Below are 18,857 nucleotides of genomic sequence, written 5' to 3'. Positions count from 1 at the left end.
TATATAATATCCAATTACCTATTATTTTTGGTGATATACAGATATTAATTATTTTAGGAGGATTTATTTTGAAAGTCTACATACAAGCACTAAAGTGGACCACAGGGATCTCTCATCTTTTATTACTTCCTTGTTATTATTCATTTCAGGAACTTGTTAACTTAGATGGGATAATTTTACTACTATTGATTACTTTACATATCACTACTTTTTTATTAGCTAAAAAAGAAGACATGAATACGTGCCCTCATTATATCGGTATTATCGTTACTCTAGTTGCCTTTTTCCCTTATATAGACCTCGTTCTACATATGATAGCAGCCATTTTACTTTTATTAGATGCGGTTTCTACGAATACAAAAGAAGTGTATAATTCATAGCTGGGTAAAATAAAACTTCAATTCATAGAGTTTTGAAATAGGTCAGCAAAAAGGATTTACTTTTTAAGTAAACCTTTTTTCATTTTTAATTACTTTCCTTACTCCAGGCTAATAAAAGAATATTCTGTTTAATCTTTATAAATTTCTAAATATTTATAATACATTCAAATTAACATACATTTTAGTTATGAAAAAAATCTAAGTTTTAAGGAGATGAATCCATGCTGAAAAAGTTGATAGCAGGTGCATTATTAACTGTTTCGTCGTTAACTGGAGGAGTGGGATTAGTATCAGCTAGTACCGAAAAGGATTATTCGATTACCTCTTTTGAATATGTAACTGTAGATGAAAAGACTGTAGATTCGTTTAACAAATTGAGTGCGCCATTAAAGGAAGACATAAAAATAACGTTAGTACTACCGAAACAAAATCAAAATGGAGACTGGTTATCTTATGGATTTTCGAGCAAAGAAAGTTTAGAGTCTTTTATTGAAAAAGATAAACAAAGATTGAATAATACAATTACTCCCCTTGGGGTTGGCGGGAGCGGACCTAATAGTACAGACTTCTATGAACATGCAAATAAAGGTGGCGAGTATTTTTCTCATAGCAGTGGTTTTAAAAATTTGCCTCCTAGTTGGCAAAATAGAATTTCTTCCATAAGTACAGCATCCCCTACTGCTAGCTATTCAACAACGCTATGGGAACATACTTCAACTGAAGGATATGGAAAAGGTGTTGTTTTTAAACACGCTGATTGGTATGGCAAAACTGTAAACTTGAATGACTTCGCAATTTCAGCAGTTGATGTTAAAAAGTAAAAAACATGAAAATAAAAGGTGTCTTCACATATGGAAAACACCTTTTATTTCTACAACTATTTCACATATCTCGTCTATACCAATTTCAACTCTTAATTATTATTTTTCGTATTCCTACTCTCCAAGACTTTCTCCATATTATGGGTTGCCCATTCCATCATTAATAGAATTACTGGACGAAGAGATTCCCCAAGCTCAGTTAATGAATATTCTACTTTTGGCGGCACTTCACGGTATACTTCGCGATGTATGATGCCATCTGCTTCAAGTTCTCTAAGCTGAAGTGTTAACATTCTTTGTGTGATATTAGGTTTTAATCTTTTTAATTCATTAAACCTCTTTTTCCCATCTAATAAATGATACAAAATAACACCTTTCCATTTTCCACCAATAACCTCAACCATCGCTTCAACTGGACAAGAATATTTGTTTAAAAATGGGTAATTTATATTATTTTCGTTTGGACAATCCATAATAAATCCCTTCCCTTATCAATAGTATCTTTTTTGATACTATACCACATAAATGTGCGTACTTGTATCTATGTTACTTTAAAAATATAATTTACTTACAAAAATAAATTTATGAAAAGAGGAACTTTTATGACAAATACAAACGAAATTACAAAAGAAAAGATTATGGAGGCTTTTCATTTCAGACATGCATGTAAAGAGTTCGATCCTATGCACAAAATTTCAGAAGAGGATTTTAAATTCATTTTAGAAACAGGCAGATTATCTCCTTCTTCTTTTGGATATGAACCTTGGAAATTTATTGTCGTACAAAATAAAGAATTAAGAGAAAAACTACAACCATATTCATGGGGCGCTGGTGGGCAACTTGCAACAGCAAGCCACTTCGTCATTGTTCTTTCAAGAAACATTAAAGATATGCACTATGATGCAGAGTATATTAAATATATGATGAACGATATTATTGGATTGCCTGAAGACATTCAAAAAATTAGATATGAATTCTTCAAAAAGTTCCAGGAAACAGATTTTAACTTATTACAATCCGATCGTACTGTATTTGATTGGGCATCTAAACAAACTTATATTGCTTTAGGTAATATGATGACGAGCGCAGCTCAAATCGGCATTGATTCTTGTCCGATAGAAGGATTCGATAAAGAGAAAGTAGACTCCTTACTTCGTCAAGAAGGCATTATACAAGGCGAAAATCTTGAAGTATCAGTTATGGTTGCCTTTGGTTACCGTAAAGAAGATCCAAAACGTGATAAAACAAGACAGACTATGGATACAATTGTTGAATGGATTAAGTAATATAGCACACACAAATAATGCTCCTAATAGCTGGATACTTATACTAAAGAACTATCAGTCGTTTTTCTTATGTATGAATTTGGTTTTTCATGGAAAGATATATTAGTATGTATGCAGTTTGAGCACTCTATTTTTTAGAGTCGAACAGGAGGAGAATGAATATGTCTGATATTGAAGTTGGCGAAGTGTTTACTCTTAGTGATGAGAATAACGAAGAGCAAGAAGTAGAAGTACTTGGAGCGATGGATGTCGAAGGCGCAGAATATATTGCAGTTGCCTTTGTTGAAGATATCCAAACAGAAACTGAGGAAGACATTGATATTTTCTTTTTAAAAGTAGAAGAAGATAATGAGTTTTCATACATTGAAAATGATGAAGAGTTTGATAAAGTATCTGCTGCGTTTGAAAAGATTTTGGATGAGCAAGAATAGTATGAATGAAAAACACGGGAGCGGATGTATATCCGCCCTCTTTTTATTACTCATCCAGAGACTCACGCAGTAATCGCAGTACATCTTTCATCGCAAAAGGTCCATCTTTTTTAACATGCTCCGCAAATTCTGAAACGAGACGTAATGTTCTCACACTTTCGATTGGATGTTCTCCTGATGCACTTTCAGCTGAAAGCATAACTGCATTCGTCCCGTCCAGTACAGTTTGAAACACATCAGTCACCTCAGCCCTTGTTGGAATAGAATGATCTACCATAGATTGAAGCATTTGTGTTGCTGTAATGACATATGTATTCGTTCGATTACATTCCTGAATCATCATTTTCTGTAAAAGCGGAATGCATTGATATGGTAACTCTACTCCTAAATCGCCCCTTGCAATCATAATTCCATCTGCTTCTTTACATATATCCTGAAAATTCTCGATTGCTTCCATCGTTTCTATTTTTGCAATTACATTAGGTGAAGTTTCTTTATACTGTTGTATAAAATCTCGTATTTCTTTTATATGACTAGGTTTTCTTACGAAAGAACATGCGATAAAATCAACATCCTCTTCTAAAAGAAACTGAATATCTTTTTTATCTTTCTCTGTAATAGCTGGTAAACGAACAACCGCACCTGGTAAATTAACTCCTTTATGAGATGAGATATTGCCACCTGTTTTAACCTTTGTTTCTATTTTGTCCGTACTTATCTTTTCAACAATTAATTCAACTTCTCCATCATTAATCAAAATTCTACTGTCTATTTTCACATCATTCGCAATTCCTTCATAATCAACACTCGCTTCTGTATTACTTCCTGTAACTGGTTTTGTATGTAAAATAAAAGAATCTCCTGCCTGAAGTGTAATTTGCTCTCCCTTCACTTCACCTAATCTTATTTTAGGACCTTGTACATCACCCAAAAATTTAATAGAGTCATCTAATGATTTCACTAAACGAATGATGTCTTTATGACTTTCATGCGTCCCATGCGATAAATTCAGTCGAACAATTTTCATACCATTCTTTATTAACTGCGCTAACGTTTCTTTATTATTACTTGCGGGTCCAATTGTACAAATTCGATCAATTGTCATTTTTGTCACCATCCTTTTTTTAATACGTTTCCCATATGAACTTAAAAATAACAGAGATTATGACATGAATAGATTTAAATTTACACGAAATTCATAAGGTTAAACCTGTATTCCTTGCTGGCTAAGCATTAGAAGATATATTCGCTTTTTTCCAAATGAAGATATGTTGAATTGAAAATAAAAGAAAAGTTAAGTATGGGATAAAACATTGAGAGTTTCGAAATTTTCATATATTGTATGAATTGAGTTCGAACTCAAAAATTTTAAAAGGTGGGAAAATTAGTGAATATGAAAAAATCTTTATCGGTGACAACTTTAGGGTTAGCGGTTTTAGGTTTTGGTTTTACTAATAACGCAAGTGCTTCAGAGGTCGATACTGTAGACAAGCAGCCCATTTTAGTTGACTTTGATACAATTCAATCAACAAAAACATCTATTGTTCCTAGTTTGACTGTTGCAGCTGCACCTAAGAATGACTCTAACATTAGCGTATATACTCCCTTTTTTGGTAACCCATATGCAGTTGCGAAATCGAAATCAACTACGACCGAAGACTATGTTTATGCAAAAGCAAGAACTTTCAATGGCGATGGCTCATTAGTAAATACGAAAAGTAATAGTGCAAAAAAATCATCCTTTGTAAGTGCTACAGCGACCAACACAAGCATTTATTATGGAGATGATTACGCTATCGGTAATCATACCTATAAATTAAGTGGTTATAATGATGTGAATCACGAAACAAAAGCTTTCTGGTAAGAAAGAGAAAAAAGATATGCATCTTGCATATCTTTTTTCTCTAATATTTTACATATATTGAGGTGCTATTTATGAAACAAATATATATTATTAGCGGTGTTTTACTTATTTCATTACTTACAATTTATATTTTGTTCAATACTTCAATCATACAACCTCATCCACCTTCCATAGAAAATAAACGAGAGCAACAAACCAATACTATTTCTTACGGATTGAAGGATAATCAAGGTCAACATATTAACAATGGTAGTACCATTACTAGTGAGGATAATAGAGTTAATGTAACATTATCATTCGTACATACTATTAATGAAAACCGAAAATATGGATTAATTGTTCTAGAAGATTACGTACAAAAACCTTTTAAAATAGAAGATACTACTAATGAAATATCACACTATTTTTTTGATATGAAACCAAACAGTTCAATTACTACGAAAATCTCTTTACACACCTCTCCTAATGCAAATGAATTAACCTTTTTAATAATTAAAAAACCTGAATACAAATTAAAAGATAATAACTTAAATAAAGCAGCTATTTTAGAAGATATTCTAAGTATGCGATATTCAATGCATCCTCTTCAGAAAGAAAACGAAAAAATAAAATTCTCCCTTATAGATCCAGATGCTATTTTAAAAGATGGTCTTTACGAACCATTATTTGTTACGAACCGTGAAGAGAACTTACAAACTGTCTTCTTTGAAAAGGAAGGCAAGCAATTAATTTTATCAAGCGGTAATGAAACAAATGATGAAATGACTTACGCAATCGTGGCTTTTAAAGATTGGAAACAAGTTGAAATATTTAACAATAGAAAAGTCGTTTATACTAAGGTTGCACCTGAAACAAGACAAATCTTTAATTTCACATTGCCTTCAGTGGATCAGGAAAGTAATTTTCAACTCGTTGCTTTTCCATTTCCTTTTAAAGTTAGCGAAGAAGATTATATCAGTCAACAAGCATTCAGTTCCTTTCGCATCGTAATTGAAAATGAAAATAAATAAGTTATACTATGCACATTACAACAACCTAAAAAAGGCCTACTCACACGAGTAGGCTTTTGAAACTATGAAAGTTTCGTCAATAACTGATTTAAATCTTTTTTCGTTTTCGTCGTTAATGATTTCATTTTATTAATATCGATTTTTTCTTTCTCCGCTCCTACAATTAACGGATACATGCTTTGACCGATTGTTTTAGAATCCGTCGGATGTGATGCTTCTAGCTCTTTTTCAATCACGTCCCACTTTTCATTAATTTGTTTGCCAAGCTTATTCACTGTTTCCAATTTTGGATTAGCAGCTAACTGCTTATCCAAGCTATCAATTAATGCCACCACTTCTTTAACGTTCGTTTTCACAGCAACACTTTTCTTCGGATCTTTCGTTGTCTTTTCGTTATTGTTTGTGTTTGTGTTTGAGCTTGTACTTGTGCTTTGATCTGCTGTTTTCCCGCTAGTCGTTTGGTCATTCGTTTTTCCTGTCGTTTCTTTTTCTTTTGTTTTCACATTCTCATTTTGAGTTGATGTTTTACCGTTACTTTCTGTTCCTGATGATTCTTTCGTATTTTTTGCATCTTTATCTGTTTTTTCATTTGAAGAAGTATTTGTTTCTTTTTCAGTATCTTTCGTTGTTTTGGACGCTTCATCTGCACTTGTCGTTTTTGCTTCTCCTTCATTTTGCGCTGTTACTTGCTCTTTCTTTTCTGCCTCTTTATCTGCTGATGGACTACAAGCTGCCATAGTAAGCATTGTACCAATTGTTATCGATGCGATAGCGACCTTTTTCATTTTCATATAAATCCCCCTATGTTTACTTTATTTATCCTCCCCTTTACGATTCGATTTCCCCTTAAAAAATCCCTTTTCATACGAATTACCATCTTTCCGACAGTAATCTTCATAATAATACGTACAAAAACTGATAAATCAATTCGAATATTCGAGTTTCTTCTACTTCATTTTTCTGCTCGTAAGTAAAAGAAAAAGAGTATATTGTCACATTAAGAATTACTATCTTCATATGACGATATACTCTTCTATCAAATTTTTATCTTTCTTGACATTTTATTTATACAAAAAAATAAAATTTTCTTTCGTTTTTTGTTTCTCAACATTTGTTAACATAATATTTTTATGAATAACCACCATTCGAGTGAATGACTTGCCCAGTAACCCATTTCGCTTCTTCACTTACTAAAAAAGAAATTAAGCGCGCAGCATCCATTGTTTCTCCAACTCTACCTTGCGGGAACTTCCATACTAAATGATGCTTCAGCTCCTCTGTAATCCATCCTGTATTCGTCGGTCCTGGATCTACAGCATTCACTGTAATCCCCTTCTCCATCGCAACTGGTGCTACTGACTTTGTAAATGCTTCAATTGCCCCTTTCGTTGCTGCATATGCTAGTTCATCTGGCATTGGACCTACTGACTGTCCTGAAGTAAGATTAATAATACTCCCGCCCGTTTTAAGTGAATAATGTTTTATAAACAATGAGCTTAATAACATAGTAGCCCGAACATTAACTGTATAATGTTTATCCAACTGCTCTACATCTAATTCCTCAATTCTCGTATGAATAGAATATACTGCATTATTAACTAGAATAGATGGATCACCTAACCGTTCTGATACCATATAAAACAAACGATTTGGCGAATAAGACTGCGATAAATTGATTTCTGCCATTTCACATCGAACATCGTAACTTTCAATTTCCTCTTTCAGCAAAAAGGGTTCTTGATCACTCATTCCCCATGGCATCGCTTTATCATACTTTGGCCAGTACGTGAAAAAAATGTCTATCCCCTTTTGAGCAAGCACCTTGCATACAGCTGCACCAATTCCATTCAGACGAGTTGCCCCTGTTACAATTGCTATTTTCTTCACCTTTTTCTCCTCCATCTATACACAGATCCCCTGCATGAATACAGAGGATCTATCTTCTTATTGAATATTTGACAGTATACGTTCAGCACCTAATTTTAACATTTTAATAAAAATATAATTTACAATCGTAAACATTACAAATAAAACGATAAACATAACCCACAGTCCGACATGAAGGAAGAAGTATAATACACTTACTCCCCCCACAATAATTAAAGCTATTAAAATATTAACTAAAAAATTCCACAAAGTTGTATATCGACTTTTAAATAATTTCTGCTCTGTATCCCAATGAATATCTGCAGTTTGTGCGTCCCAGCGTGTTCCGATTAAATTAATTAACAATAAACCGTTCGCACTTAATAAGAACCAAAGAACCATAAATACTGGAGAAATTCCCGCTACAACTGCCATCGTAATACCGAATACTGCTAAAATAATTACATTAATTAACCAAGCAGTGATTGCTTTCGCAAAAAAGATATCCGAAGCCTTTACTGGTAAATAACGATTCACAAACCAAGAGCTTCCATCTCGCGAAAATGACGTTGTTGCAATGACGTTACTACCCATTAAAAATAAAGATGCACAAAGGCCAACACCAATTGCAAATCCCGTTGTCTCTGGATTGTTAATATACTCTGTAATAAACTTTAAATTTCCATCTTGCACAAATAAAATAAAGAACAACATAATTGGCATAACGAAAGTTTGTACAATGCAATTTAAGAAAAATTGTGGTGTACGGAATAACGTTTTAAATTCTTTTTTCACATACGCTTTTAAATGCGAACTTTGTACTGTTGATTTCTGTAAACCTTCCGCGGAAATGACTTGTTTCTTTGCTGTACTCGTTGAAAGTCCAATAACCCCTTTTAAATATGTACGCTCTGCAATGTAATAAAACAACACAAAGAAGACAAATGAAATAACTGCAAAGATTATTACATATAAAGGTCCCTTCCAATTTGCATTTTCTACTAATGCCACTGCTCCAAAATATGTAGTTGGAAAATAATTTGTCATTTGTACTAAAAGAGAAGATTGATTATTTACAAGATATTCCGCAGCCCCGTCTCCAGAAAACGCACTTTTATTTCTCCACTGCATAAATACGTTAATTCCTACAATAAATAATATACTTACGATTCCAATAAATATATTTCCTCGGTCTTTATTTTTCGCTATATTTGTATACCTCATAATAATTGTCATCAGTAACGAAGCTAATACTAACGGCACGATTGGGAAGAGTAAGTAAATAAAAATCATATATATGTAATATGTAATAAATGCGCCACTTTTTAAACCGTATGTAATGAAGATTGGTAATAAAATAAATGAACTCATTACGTATTGTGTAATTAATACCGTTAAAAATTTTGCCGAAATAATTTGCGCTGGTTTTAATGGTAACGGAAGTAACATTTCAATGTCATTGCTGTAGTAAAATACAGTTAAAATGTTCGTAATACTCATTAAAAATACCCATATACTCGCAATCGCAAGTCCCATTGCGATAATCATTCCTGGATCTTGCCCTAAATGTATCATTCCCTCATACATTGCATGCGTGATAGAACCAAACAGTAAAAAGCCGACAAATAAAATAGCTGCAAATGAAAATACATACGCCCATCGCTTCTTCTTATCTGTTATAAAATCTGCATAATTTAATTTCAATAATACTTTCGTTAACGTCCAAATTTTACTCATTGCCCGTCATCTCCAAGAACATTTTTTCAAGTGATTCATTGGATTTAAAATGATCTCTCATTTCATCTAAATTCCCTTTGAACTGCAAATTCCCCTTATTAATAATCGCGACGCGGTCACATAATTTTTCTGCCACTTCTAATACGTGTGTAGAGAAGAATACAATCTTTCCTTTATCCGCATGTTCTCTCATCATTTCTTTTAAAATATATGCAGATTTCGGATCCAGCCCCGTTAACGGTTCATCTAAAATCCATACATCTGGCTCATGCACGAGCACACCAATAATAACAATCTTTTGTCTCATACCGTGCGAGTAACTTTGAATTTGATCTGATAAAGCATTATAAAGATCAAATTTCTTCGCTAAGGACTCAATTCGTTCTTGGCGTACTTCTTTCGGCACTTCATACATATCTGCCATAAAGTTTAAATATTCAATTCCCTTTAATCGTAAAAACATATCTGGACTATCTGGGACATAACCAAACGTCCTTTTCGCTTCCATCGGATTTTTCATAATATCTATACCATTAATCGTAATCGTTCCTTTGTCCACCCCATGGATACCAGTAATCATCTTAATTGTCGTTGATTTACCGGCACCATTCGGTCCTAAAAATCCAAAGATTTCTCCGCTAGGCACAGATAAACTTAAATCTTTTACTGCATAGGTAGAACCATTATAACTTTTTGACACATTCGTAATTTCAATCATTACATCCAATCCTTTCCTTAATTACCAAATAACTATATTAACATTATAGCATACTTATATTTTTAGATTTTTGTATTTTTCAGTTTTTAACCTTTAAAATAAATATACAGACCTAACCCAACGATTAAAACGACAGCTAGTATAATATAAATCATCGTAAGTCTTCTAATATTCCCCTTTGTAGATTTACTATAATTTGCATCACCCTTTCGCCCAATTAACACCGTCGCGACTACAGTAATCACTACAAGTAATACAACGATCATAATCCAATTTAGCATACCTTCCTCCCCCTCCTTACAACCATTTTACAATATTATCCTCTTTATTTCGCAGCCTATTTCCTCTTTTTACTATTATTATGAAGCAAACTGGAAAACTATTATTACCATTCCTATTCATATGTGATATATTTATAACATAACGTGATTTATTTCTAACATGATAAGGAGGAACTATCATGAAAACAACTTGGATAAAATATTTAGGATTTCTTGGTTTCTTCGGTTTTCTTGGCTTTTTTTATGGAAAAGGATTGTTTACTATGTTTTGTTTCTTCTCCTTTTTCACCTCATATAGAACGGTTCAACACGATGAACTGTTTGAACAAATCGTTAATAAATCGTGCCGCAATGCCTTTATCGTTACGTTACTAACTACCGCTATCATTATGTTCATTGAAATGTTATTTCCAAACCCGGTGCTACAAGAAATTGATATCGCTCTTATTTTCGGCACACTTATTCTTACGTTCGGATTCTCTATGTTCTTTTACGATAAACCAGTTGATGAAATGGAAGATGCACCATGGCGTTCGTAACGAAAATAAAAGAATACCGCGCCAAATTGAACATGACGCAAGAAGATTTAGCGAAACAAGTTGGTGTACGTCGTGAAACAATTAGCCATCTCGAAAAAGGAAAATATAATCCTTCCTTGCAGCTTGCTCACGATATTGCGAGGGCACTTCATAGTACGATTGATGAGGTTTTTATTTTTGAGGATTGATTAAAGGCATCCAGTCACAAGAATCACATAAAAAATACCGTCATTCTTTCCAAGACGAATGACGGTATTTCTCATTGATTATCCATATAAAACCGCATGAAATATGCCTAATAGTAAGTATTGATCCTGCATGTAATCTTCATCATATACATTCATCTCAATGTAATACATATCTTCCTCAAGACGAATATTCCAATCTGCGATTACATAGCCTTTTCGTAATAACTTTCCCATTCCAAATGAAGTTTTATGAACAACATATTCTTCTTTCTTATATGTAAAGGTAAATAAGAAATTTGCATCCAATAACTTTCCGTCACATACAAGTATTTCATGCTCTGCATCATGATTATCTTTATATGTTACTAAAATTCTTCTTTGACGCTGCCTACTTACATCCTTTGCAATGACGCGAATATTTCCCTTACTATCCTTTATTTCATAAATGATATTACTACCAATTTTCGGAATAAAATCCAGCACTCTCATCAACGTATTTTTATAATAGCCCCGTACTACGCCTACTTGCTCGCTTCCATTATAAACCTCTATCGGCGTCGTATCTGCTTTGCTGTCACACGGTCGTTTGTAAGAGAGCTGCATCATTCGCTCTCCTCTTAAGTACTGATCAAATGTCACAGGATATTCCATCATGCGCAGTTCTTTATTTAGCTCATACAAATAGCGTTGAACACTCTCTATTAATGTTGTAGTAGCTATACGCTCTTGCAGTTCAAATTCTTGCCAGCTGGAAGAAACATTCCATTGATTATGATCCTCTTCATAGAAGAAACCAAGAATTACCTCTTCACGGTTAGCCGTTTCATATTTCATAGGCACGTTCTGCCCATGTTGAACTTGTTCCATCCACTGACCTAAATAAATGCCCAGCTCTGCAACCTTTATACATGATTTTTGAAAAAATACGCTGTCACTCGCACAAATCGTTACATCTCCTTCGATAAAACCCTTTGAATAAGCATCATACCGTGGCTCATCCTTCTGCGGGAGATTCTTGTCTAACTCAAATAAAAACGTTAACATCCTTTATTCACCTCTAGTTGTTACACTAATCATACATGACATCGCATCACTCTGAGAAACTATTTATATACGTATATTTAATTCACGCATTATAACACGTGAATGACCTTGTATAGTAGCGTTATTTTTTGTTCTATATCTTAGTATATGAACTTATATCATCGATTTTTCAAATATATCTATCACAACTCACAATATATCAACGATTTTTTCAATATATCTATCACAACTCACAATATATCAACGATTTTTTCAATATATCTATCACAACTCACAATATATCAACGATTTTTTCAATATATCGATTTTTCGACAAATATCAGCACAATTAAAATGAAGCTACCTTTTCTTCCGCCATTTCTACAATTTCTAAAATTTGTAGCAGACTCTCCACTTCATAAGTCGGATTAACACTCGTCTTATTCTCTTTCAAACTCGGATTATACCAACACGTATCAATGCCGTAATCTTCTCCGCCTTTCATATCAGAAGTTAACGAATCTCCAACTATTAGTACACTTGATTTATCAGTAATCCCAAACTTTTCAAACGCATAATCAAAAATCTCACGTGCTGGTTTTTGATGACCAACTTCTTCAGAAATAATAATGTGATCAAAGAAATTACATAAAGGTGAATTTCCGATTCTTGATTGTTGCACCTTCGTATATCCATTCGTAATAATACCTAACTTGCAATCTTGTAGATTTTCACATAATTGCACTGCACCTTCTATAAGGTGTACCTCTTTTCCTAAGTTTTCAAGATATACATCACTAAATTGCTGTGCATCTACTTTTATATTATGAAGGGCAAATAATTGTCTAAATCGATCTACCGCTAATTCACTTAGCGTAATCATTTTATTTTCTAAATCTCTCCATAATCCATTACTAATCTCTTTATAACTTGCAAGATGATCATTATACCCTGTAGGCATACCAAACTGTACAAACGCATTATGTAGTGCGTATCTTTCCGTTTCAGGGAAATCTAATAATGTATCATCTACGTCGAATAATATAACTTTGTATTTCATGATGTTCTCCTCAACTCCTATTTTAAAAGCTTCGTTCTCATTGCTTAAAATTTATTTAATTCTTTTAACTAAAGCACACTTTAATTCAATTTTTATATAACTAAAATTACACCTCTGCGTTTAATAACTTATAATCATTATTAAAGTAGGCATGTTAAATTACACCAATTTACCGTCACTTAACATAATAACACGATAGTAATATAAGTTTATATATTTCATTATGAGGCGCTTAACCTGCTCTTTATTGAATACACCATTATCTTCTATTTTCAACTACGCTATAAGTAAAAGGAGGCTAATCTGCTCAGCCTCCTTTTACTTATTAATCTTCTAGTAATAACACTTTCATTTCCTCTAACGACTCTTTCGTAAAGCCAAGTGCTTTTTCAGCATACGCTTCAACTGAACCATATTGCTTTTTCACTTCATCAATCGCAGCTTGTAAATACTCAGCACGAGCTTCGAACATCGCACCTAATATCGCTCTACTCTCATCGTTTTGTAGTTTTGCACCTAAAAAGGCCATCATTTTCTCGTTTAACTTTTCACGGAAACCGTTACTTAGTAAATAATCTTCCATTACTGTTTTCTCTGGTACACCTAGTAAAAGTAATAATAATGCTGATCCAAATCCAGTACGGTCTTTTCCAGCTGTACAGTGGTTTACTAACGGTAAGTTTTCCGGGTTTTGCGCTAAGTTTAAGAAGCTTACGAACGCCTCGTTACCACTTACGAAATCTTGATTCATTTTTACAAGGTATTCGCCTGGTTTCCCTAACATAGAAAGGTCACCAACTTGGAAAAACTCATTTATATTCAAGTCTTTCGCTAAATCTTGCATAACTGGTAAGCACACTTGACGAGCTCCTGTAATCTCAGGGTTTGGCTTATGCTTCACTTCGAAGTCTGTACGGTAATCACAAATTAACTTTAAGCCAGACTTTTGTAAATACTCAATATCCCACTCTGTTAATCCTGCTAACTCTTCAGAACGGTACAACTTGCCCCATTTTACTTTACGGCCTTCAAGCGTTTCATACCCTCCCATATCACGGAAGTTAAACGCGCCTTGTAATGGCAGTCTACGCTCAGCTACTGTCACTGCTTGTCCATTACTACCTATTAGTCTAAAATATGGACGCTCATTTTCACTTGAATTTCCAATTGTATATGATGATTCTCCATTTACCGTTGCAAGTAACTCCCCATTTTCTTCAATATGATCTGGTGAAGTACTCCAATAAATGCGAACTTCTTCTATATTATCTTCCCACTTTATATGTAACGTATTCGTTTCATTTCTTTCTACAGTTGCTTGTAGCCAATGTCTTTGCTGCTCCATTCTTTCACCAACGCTTTCTTCGTATAGTCTAATCCTTCTCTATTTTATTATAGGAATATCTACTTTGTCGTTCTCATTTTTCTTTTTATCTTACAAAGAGGCAAAAAGTTCTTTTACTTGTTCAAAATTTGTACATGGATTCCCTCGAAATACGTATGCGATTTGTTCATTACCGAGATTTTCATATACAACTGTTCCGTGATCAGGGTGAGAATAAAACTCTAACCCGGTTATAATTTGTTTTGGGCCATAGTTCATTATCCATGAAGAAACAGGATAATACGCTTTGTTTTTATGCCTACAAACCCAAAGTGCATATAGTTTATTATCTTCGTCCCAGTATACATACTGCGTTTCATCATTTCCAAAACCGACCGATTCAAGTTTCCAACTCAGCTTTTTATGAATTGATAACTTTACATAGCGTATGTTATCTGGATCATTCCACTCACGACATCTTCCTATCTCACCCATTTCACCTCTCTTAGCTTGAAAGCTTAATAAGTAAAATGGTGTATGTAATATCGTTTTCGCAAACTCTGTATGTACCGGTTGTAATCCGAGTAGAAACCTTTCCATTTCGCCTAGGTTTACATATCCATGATCAACAGAAATTTCAACTTGTGTTTTCCATGTAGATGTAACGTAACTTTCTTTTCCTTTATAATTTACACCTTTTTAATACACAAGCTTTTTATATTGAAAACAATCCCCTTTTGCTTGAGAAATACAGGTATCTGGAAATACTGGCTCCATTATATCGAGAAAAAACTCCTTTACTCGAAACATTCCAGTTGGAGTATCAATCTGAAACCAAACAGTTTCCCACTTTTCACCTTCAAAACGTTCTGAAACTTTTTCAATCCTCCACCCTTCTAACAACACATTTGGATACAGTAAAACGAATGAATGCATGGATTGTTTTAACATATATACCCCTCCCACTAAATGAGTTCGAGAGAGTACATCATTCACCCTCCTAAAACTCCCTCACATACCGCTCAGTACAACTCAGCAACTGACATCCATTCTTTTCAAAAACATCCTTCATCCACTCATTTTTCATATTTGTCTCACCAATATAATAAGATGCACCTATTTCCTTTAAGACAAACAACGCACCTGCAAATAATGCAGCTTCATATCCCTTATTACGCATATTTGGAGTAACTGCGAAGTACATAAGTTTCCCTTCTTCTAACGTACCTCTTTCAATATGCGGGATTACAATTCCTATCGGCTTTTCATCGACATTCGCTGTTAAGCAATGTTCTTTCCATTGCTCACCAATTTCTTGTAGCATCATATGCACAAATTGATCATGAACGACTGGTTCTCCCGTCGCTTCATTCCACAGTGAATAAAAAGCCTCTTCCCCTACTTCTTCAATTAACTTAAAATCAACTTCACTTTCTATATCTTCTACTTCGTATATATCTTTAAATACAATCATGCTTTCCGTAACATATTCAAATGAATACGTTTCAAAACATTTTTTATACACATCATAATTTGGGCTTTTTGAAGAAATTTCAAAATGTAATTTTTCTAATCCATCTTTTTCAGCTTCGGCAACGCAATACTGCATCATTCCCTCTAATTGCTCTTCTGTAAAAACCTCTGCATTATTTTCTTTTATCATAATAGAAGAAGCACTTCTTCTTATTTTAAAATGTTTTTCTAACTGTTCTATCGTCGTCATATTCTTCCCTCATCTATATCATACTCGAATTTCTAATCGTTCTCCTTGCATGAGCAGGATTGTCCTTGAATATATAGAATACTAGAAAAGATCGCATCTTTAAAGTGCGGAGGAGGTTCTCCAGTGGATATTACAGCATTGCAACAACAATTAGAGCTTATACAACAAAATGACTATACGCAACTACAGCATATAGATGTAAATGAGTTAACTTTGAACATGCTTCAGTATATCGGAACGACTGATAGCTACGTTCGTTACCAACTTATATATAAATGTTTTGCGCATTTCATTCATCATGAATTCCTTATGGACGATCAGCTGAAATTACTTCTGCAAACTTGTTTAAGTGATGAGTATTTATATTGTGACATTTACTCCCCACATACAGATGGGGTTTTCACACGTTCTTACACTGTTTCGTTAATTGCGTTAATACTCCAATTCGCTAATTCGCACTACTTTTGTACAGAGGAGGATATCGAAGAAATAAAAAATAAACTCATTACATACACAAACTTAGAAACGGATTTTCGGGGCTATATCGAAAATAAAGGATGGGCTCATTGTCTTGCTCATGTATCTGATGCCTTTACTGAAATTGTTCATAATACGTATACAACTTTTGAATGGTACGAAGAATTAATTCATTGTTTATTAAATAAAATCTTTATTCCATCTGACCTTTTTCATAATAACGAAGATGAACGCATTGTTACGCCATTACTAGCAATGCTGTATCATGATTTTCCTCAAAACGAGTTAATTTCTATTATTCATAAAAAAATAAAAAGGCTTCCTCAAATTAGAAAACGCCTTTCGCTTAATGAGTATTGTATTTTATGTGCCAATATTAAAACCTTTTTACGCACATTATTTTTCAGAACAAAAGATGACCATAACTTAGCCTTTACAGCACGTAAAACAGAAAGAATGTTAAAAGAACTTCCTAACTATTATTAAATACAAGGAGCAATGACATGGGTTATATTGAAGATATGAGAAATCTAGTAGGAAATCATCCACTTATTTTAATAGGATCACACGCCATTATATTAAATGAAAAAGATGAAGTATTGCTGCAACTCCGTACAGATTTTAAACGCTGGGGCATTATTGGTGGTGCCCTAGAATATAACGAAACGTTAGAAGATGCTTTAAAACGAGAAGTGTTTGAAGAAACTGGACTTATTATTAAAAATCCAGAACTATTCCGTACATACTCAGGGCCAGACTTCTTTCAAATCTATCCAAACGGCGATCAAGTACACGGTGTACTCGTTGTTTATATTTGCCGAGAATTTCATGGTGAACTTGTATGCGATCAAAGTGAATCAAAAGAACTACGCTTCTTTTCACTTGATAAATTACCTAATAATCTTCCTCCTGTTATTGAGAGGATTATTACAGATTATCTAAAAAAATAAGGGAACGCTTAACGTTCCCTCTCAAATCCAATCTGCTTTTTAATTTCCGCTAAATTTACCTTCGCAATAGCACGTGCCCGCTCAGCACCTTTTTCTAACGCTTCATATAATAAATTTGGCTCATTCATATACATTGCGTATTTCTCCCGAGGTCCAGCTAACTCACGATCTACAACGCGAAATAACTCTTTTTTAACATCGCCCCATCCGATTCCAGTCTCATATTTTTCACGTAATGACTGTACTTCGTCTTCTGTCGCAAATTCTTTATAAATTGTAAATAAGGTTTCTAGTTCTTTCGGTTCATTTGGAAGTGAAGAATCTGTTTTGATTTTAAATATTAATTTTCGTAGTTTTTCTTGCTCTGCAAATAATGGGATCACATTTCCGTAACTTTTACTCATCTTCCTTCCGTCAAGACCAGGTAAAATAGCCCCTTCTTCTTGTATGACATACTCTGGAAGTGTAAATGTCGTGCCAAATGTATGATTAAAATACGTCGCAATATCACGAGCAATTTCAATATGCTGAATTTGGTCTTTTCCAACTGGTACATGAGTAGCTTGAAATAATAATATGTCAGCTGCCATTAAAATCGGGTACGTGTATAACCCCATATTCACTCCCGCATCGACCTCTAACCCTGCTTCTTTATTTTGCTCCACCTTCGCTTTATACGCATGAGCACGGTTCATAAGACCTTTCGGAGTTAGGCAAGCTAAAATCCAAGCTAATTCTAGAATCTCCGGCACTTCCGTTTGTCGATAAAAAATCACATCTTCTCCAAGTCCAAGCGATAGCCAAGTAGCTGCTACCTCTTTCGTATAACTACTAAACTGACTCGGATCATGCACAGCATTTAATGCATGATAATCAGCTATAAAGTACAATGCTTTTCCTTCATTATTCTTTGACATTTGTAATGCAGGTTTAATCGCACCAATATAATTTCCTAAATGCGGATAACCTGTCGGCTTAATTCCTGTTAACATTATTTTTTCACTCACACTAACTCCTCCTTTCTCAAAATAAAAAGAGCCCCTCATCCTTAAAAAAGGACGAGAGACTCCCGCGGTACCACCTTAATTAGCTATCATTAGCTCACTTCATACTTCAATAACGTGAAGTAACCGTCTTTACCTACTCATTTCAGTTAGAAGCTCCAGAGTCCATTCCATA

General features: G+C 33.9%; 22 protein-coding genes, 1 pseudogene and 1 other annotated feature (1 of these 24 cut by a window edge). Of the genes and pseudogenes, 10 read left to right on the top strand and 13 right to left on the bottom strand.

Features of this window, described 5'->3' with window-relative positions; all coding sequences use genetic code 11:
- Positions 1-68 precede the first annotated feature (68 nt).
- Together F3I02_RS15115 and F3I02_RS15110 are read left to right on the top strand one after the other, a co-directional pair.
- Positions 69-380, top strand: coding sequence for a hypothetical protein (locus tag F3I02_RS15115; protein WP_131251699.1), 312 nt, complete (start codon positions 69-71; stop codon positions 378-380).
- Positions 381-601: 221 nt separating this feature from the next.
- Positions 602-1,201 (top strand): hypothetical protein, encoded by a 600-nt coding sequence (locus tag F3I02_RS15110; RefSeq protein ID WP_074593374.1) that lies wholly within the window; start codon positions 602-604, stop codon positions 1,199-1,201.
- 92 nt (positions 1,202-1,293) lie between these two features.
- Here F3I02_RS15110 and F3I02_RS15105 read toward each other — a convergent pair whose 3' ends face one another.
- A complete protein-coding gene (locus F3I02_RS15105; RefSeq protein ID WP_000340573.1) occupies positions 1,294-1,674 on the bottom strand; it encodes a winged helix-turn-helix transcriptional regulator in 381 nt (126 codons plus the stop codon).
- Between the two features lie 129 nt (positions 1,675-1,803).
- Here F3I02_RS15105 and F3I02_RS15100 point away from each other — a divergent pair, with 129 nt between their 5' ends.
- Positions 1,804-2,487, top strand: coding sequence for an NAD(P)H-dependent oxidoreductase (locus F3I02_RS15100; protein ID WP_151522576.1), 684 nt, complete (start codon positions 1,804-1,806; stop codon positions 2,485-2,487).
- A 155-nt stretch (positions 2,488-2,642) separates the two neighbouring features.
- Positions 2,643-2,918, top strand: coding sequence for a DUF1292 domain-containing protein (locus tag F3I02_RS15095; RefSeq protein ID WP_102981856.1), 276 nt, complete (start codon positions 2,643-2,645; stop codon positions 2,916-2,918).
- A gap of 46 nt (positions 2,919-2,964) precedes the next feature.
- Here F3I02_RS15095 and F3I02_RS15090 read toward each other — a convergent pair whose 3' ends face one another.
- The gene (locus F3I02_RS15090; RefSeq protein ID WP_196478112.1) at positions 2,965-4,023 is read right to left on the bottom strand and encodes a pyruvate kinase; all 1,059 of its coding nucleotides are present in this window, start codon (positions 4,021-4,023) and stop codon (positions 2,965-2,967) included.
- Positions 4,024-4,305: 282 nt separating this feature from the next.
- Between F3I02_RS15090 and F3I02_RS15085 the strand changes: the two genes are divergently transcribed.
- Positions 4,306-4,782, top strand: coding sequence for a XoxI protein (locus tag F3I02_RS15085; protein ID WP_151522578.1), 477 nt, complete (start codon positions 4,306-4,308; stop codon positions 4,780-4,782).
- Positions 4,783-4,853: 71 nt separating this feature from the next.
- Positions 4,854-5,792: a hypothetical protein gene (locus tag F3I02_RS15080; RefSeq protein ID WP_000810172.1), complete on the top strand. Its 939-nt coding sequence runs from the start codon at positions 4,854-4,856 to the stop codon at positions 5,790-5,792.
- Positions 5,793-5,854: 62 nt separating this feature from the next.
- Here F3I02_RS15080 and F3I02_RS15075 read toward each other — a convergent pair whose 3' ends face one another.
- From F3I02_RS15075 to F3I02_RS15055, 5 genes are all read right to left on the bottom strand, one after another.
- The gene (locus F3I02_RS15075; RefSeq protein ID WP_000782526.1) at positions 5,855-6,583 is read right to left on the bottom strand and encodes a hypothetical protein; all 729 of its coding nucleotides are present in this window, start codon (positions 6,581-6,583) and stop codon (positions 5,855-5,857) included.
- Between the two features lie 337 nt (positions 6,584-6,920).
- On the bottom strand, positions 6,921-7,679 hold the full coding sequence (locus F3I02_RS15070) for an SDR family oxidoreductase (RefSeq protein ID WP_002164101.1): 759 nt from the start codon (positions 7,677-7,679) through the stop codon (positions 6,921-6,923).
- A 57-nt stretch (positions 7,680-7,736) separates the two neighbouring features.
- A complete protein-coding gene (locus tag F3I02_RS15065; RefSeq protein ID WP_000036868.1) occupies positions 7,737-9,395 on the bottom strand; it encodes a putative ABC transporter permease subunit in 1,659 nt (552 codons plus the stop codon).
- Positions 9,388-10,113 carry an ABC transporter ATP-binding protein gene (locus F3I02_RS15060; protein ID WP_000570195.1) on the bottom strand — a complete coding sequence of 242 codons (726 nt, stop codon included), beginning with the start codon at positions 10,111-10,113 and terminating at the stop codon, positions 9,388-9,390. Before F3I02_RS15060 ends, F3I02_RS15065 begins: the two co-directional genes overlap by 8 nt.
- A gap of 86 nt (positions 10,114-10,199) precedes the next feature.
- Positions 10,200-10,394, bottom strand: a complete 195-nt coding sequence (locus tag F3I02_RS15055) for a hypothetical protein (RefSeq protein ID WP_000935864.1) — start codon at positions 10,392-10,394, stop codon at positions 10,200-10,202.
- Positions 10,395-10,573: 179 nt separating this feature from the next.
- Between F3I02_RS15055 and F3I02_RS15050 the strand changes: the two genes are divergently transcribed.
- Positions 10,574-10,933, top strand: a complete 360-nt coding sequence (locus tag F3I02_RS15050) for a DUF3796 domain-containing protein (protein WP_074593369.1) — start codon at positions 10,574-10,576, stop codon at positions 10,931-10,933.
- The gene (locus F3I02_RS15045; RefSeq protein WP_042512355.1) at positions 10,921-11,121 is read left to right on the top strand and encodes a helix-turn-helix transcriptional regulator; all 201 of its coding nucleotides are present in this window, start codon (positions 10,921-10,923) and stop codon (positions 11,119-11,121) included. The genes F3I02_RS15050 and F3I02_RS15045 overlap by 13 nt, the downstream gene beginning before the upstream one ends.
- A 78-nt stretch (positions 11,122-11,199) precedes the next feature.
- On the opposite strand, the gene F3I02_RS15040 is transcribed toward F3I02_RS15045, so the two are convergent.
- The 5 genes and pseudogenes from F3I02_RS15040 to F3I02_RS15020 form a co-directional block, all read right to left on the bottom strand.
- Entirely contained in the window at positions 11,200-12,165 is a 966-nt protein-coding gene (locus tag F3I02_RS15040) for a tubby C-terminal domain-like protein (protein ID WP_196478111.1), read from the bottom strand.
- A gap of 328 nt (positions 12,166-12,493) precedes the next feature.
- The gene (locus F3I02_RS15035; RefSeq protein WP_131251684.1) at positions 12,494-13,204 is read right to left on the bottom strand and encodes a YjjG family noncanonical pyrimidine nucleotidase; all 711 of its coding nucleotides are present in this window, start codon (positions 13,202-13,204) and stop codon (positions 12,494-12,496) included.
- 325 nt (positions 13,205-13,529) lie between these two features.
- Positions 13,530-14,549, bottom strand: a complete 1,020-nt coding sequence (locus F3I02_RS15030) for a tyrosine-protein phosphatase (RefSeq protein WP_196478110.1) — start codon at positions 14,547-14,549, stop codon at positions 13,530-13,532.
- A 90-nt stretch (positions 14,550-14,639) separates the two neighbouring features.
- Positions 14,640-15,479 (bottom strand): annotated as a pseudogene (locus tag F3I02_RS15025) (hypothetical protein).
- A 49-nt stretch (positions 15,480-15,528) separates the two neighbouring features.
- Entirely contained in the window at positions 15,529-16,251 is a 723-nt protein-coding gene (locus tag F3I02_RS15020) for a GNAT family N-acetyltransferase (RefSeq protein WP_000207421.1), read from the bottom strand.
- A gap of 123 nt (positions 16,252-16,374) precedes the next feature.
- Between F3I02_RS15020 and F3I02_RS15015 the strand changes: the two genes are divergently transcribed.
- Together F3I02_RS15015 and F3I02_RS15010 are read left to right on the top strand one after the other, a co-directional pair.
- Positions 16,375-17,214 (top strand): DUF2785 domain-containing protein, encoded by an 840-nt coding sequence (locus tag F3I02_RS15015; protein WP_000355454.1) that lies wholly within the window; start codon positions 16,375-16,377, stop codon positions 17,212-17,214.
- 17 nt (positions 17,215-17,231) lie between these two features.
- Positions 17,232-17,678: an NUDIX hydrolase gene (locus F3I02_RS15010; RefSeq protein ID WP_000540455.1), complete on the top strand. Its 447-nt coding sequence runs from the start codon at positions 17,232-17,234 to the stop codon at positions 17,676-17,678.
- Positions 17,679-17,686: 8 nt separating this feature from the next.
- On the opposite strand, the gene F3I02_RS15005 is transcribed toward F3I02_RS15010, so the two are convergent.
- On the bottom strand, positions 17,687-18,685 hold the full coding sequence (locus F3I02_RS15005) for a tryptophan--tRNA ligase (RefSeq protein ID WP_001290882.1): 999 nt from the start codon (positions 18,683-18,685) through the stop codon (positions 17,687-17,689).
- A 44-nt stretch (positions 18,686-18,729) separates the two neighbouring features.
- Positions 18,730-18,857, bottom strand: a binding site (T-box leader); it runs 80 nt beyond the window's last position.

Source organism: Bacillus sp. SRB3LM (assembly GCF_015712745.1).
Taxonomy (GTDB): domain Bacteria; phylum Bacillota; class Bacilli; order Bacillales; family Bacillaceae_G; genus Bacillus_A; species Bacillus_A thuringiensis_K.
This window is presented reverse-complemented; position numbering and strand designations above follow the sequence as displayed.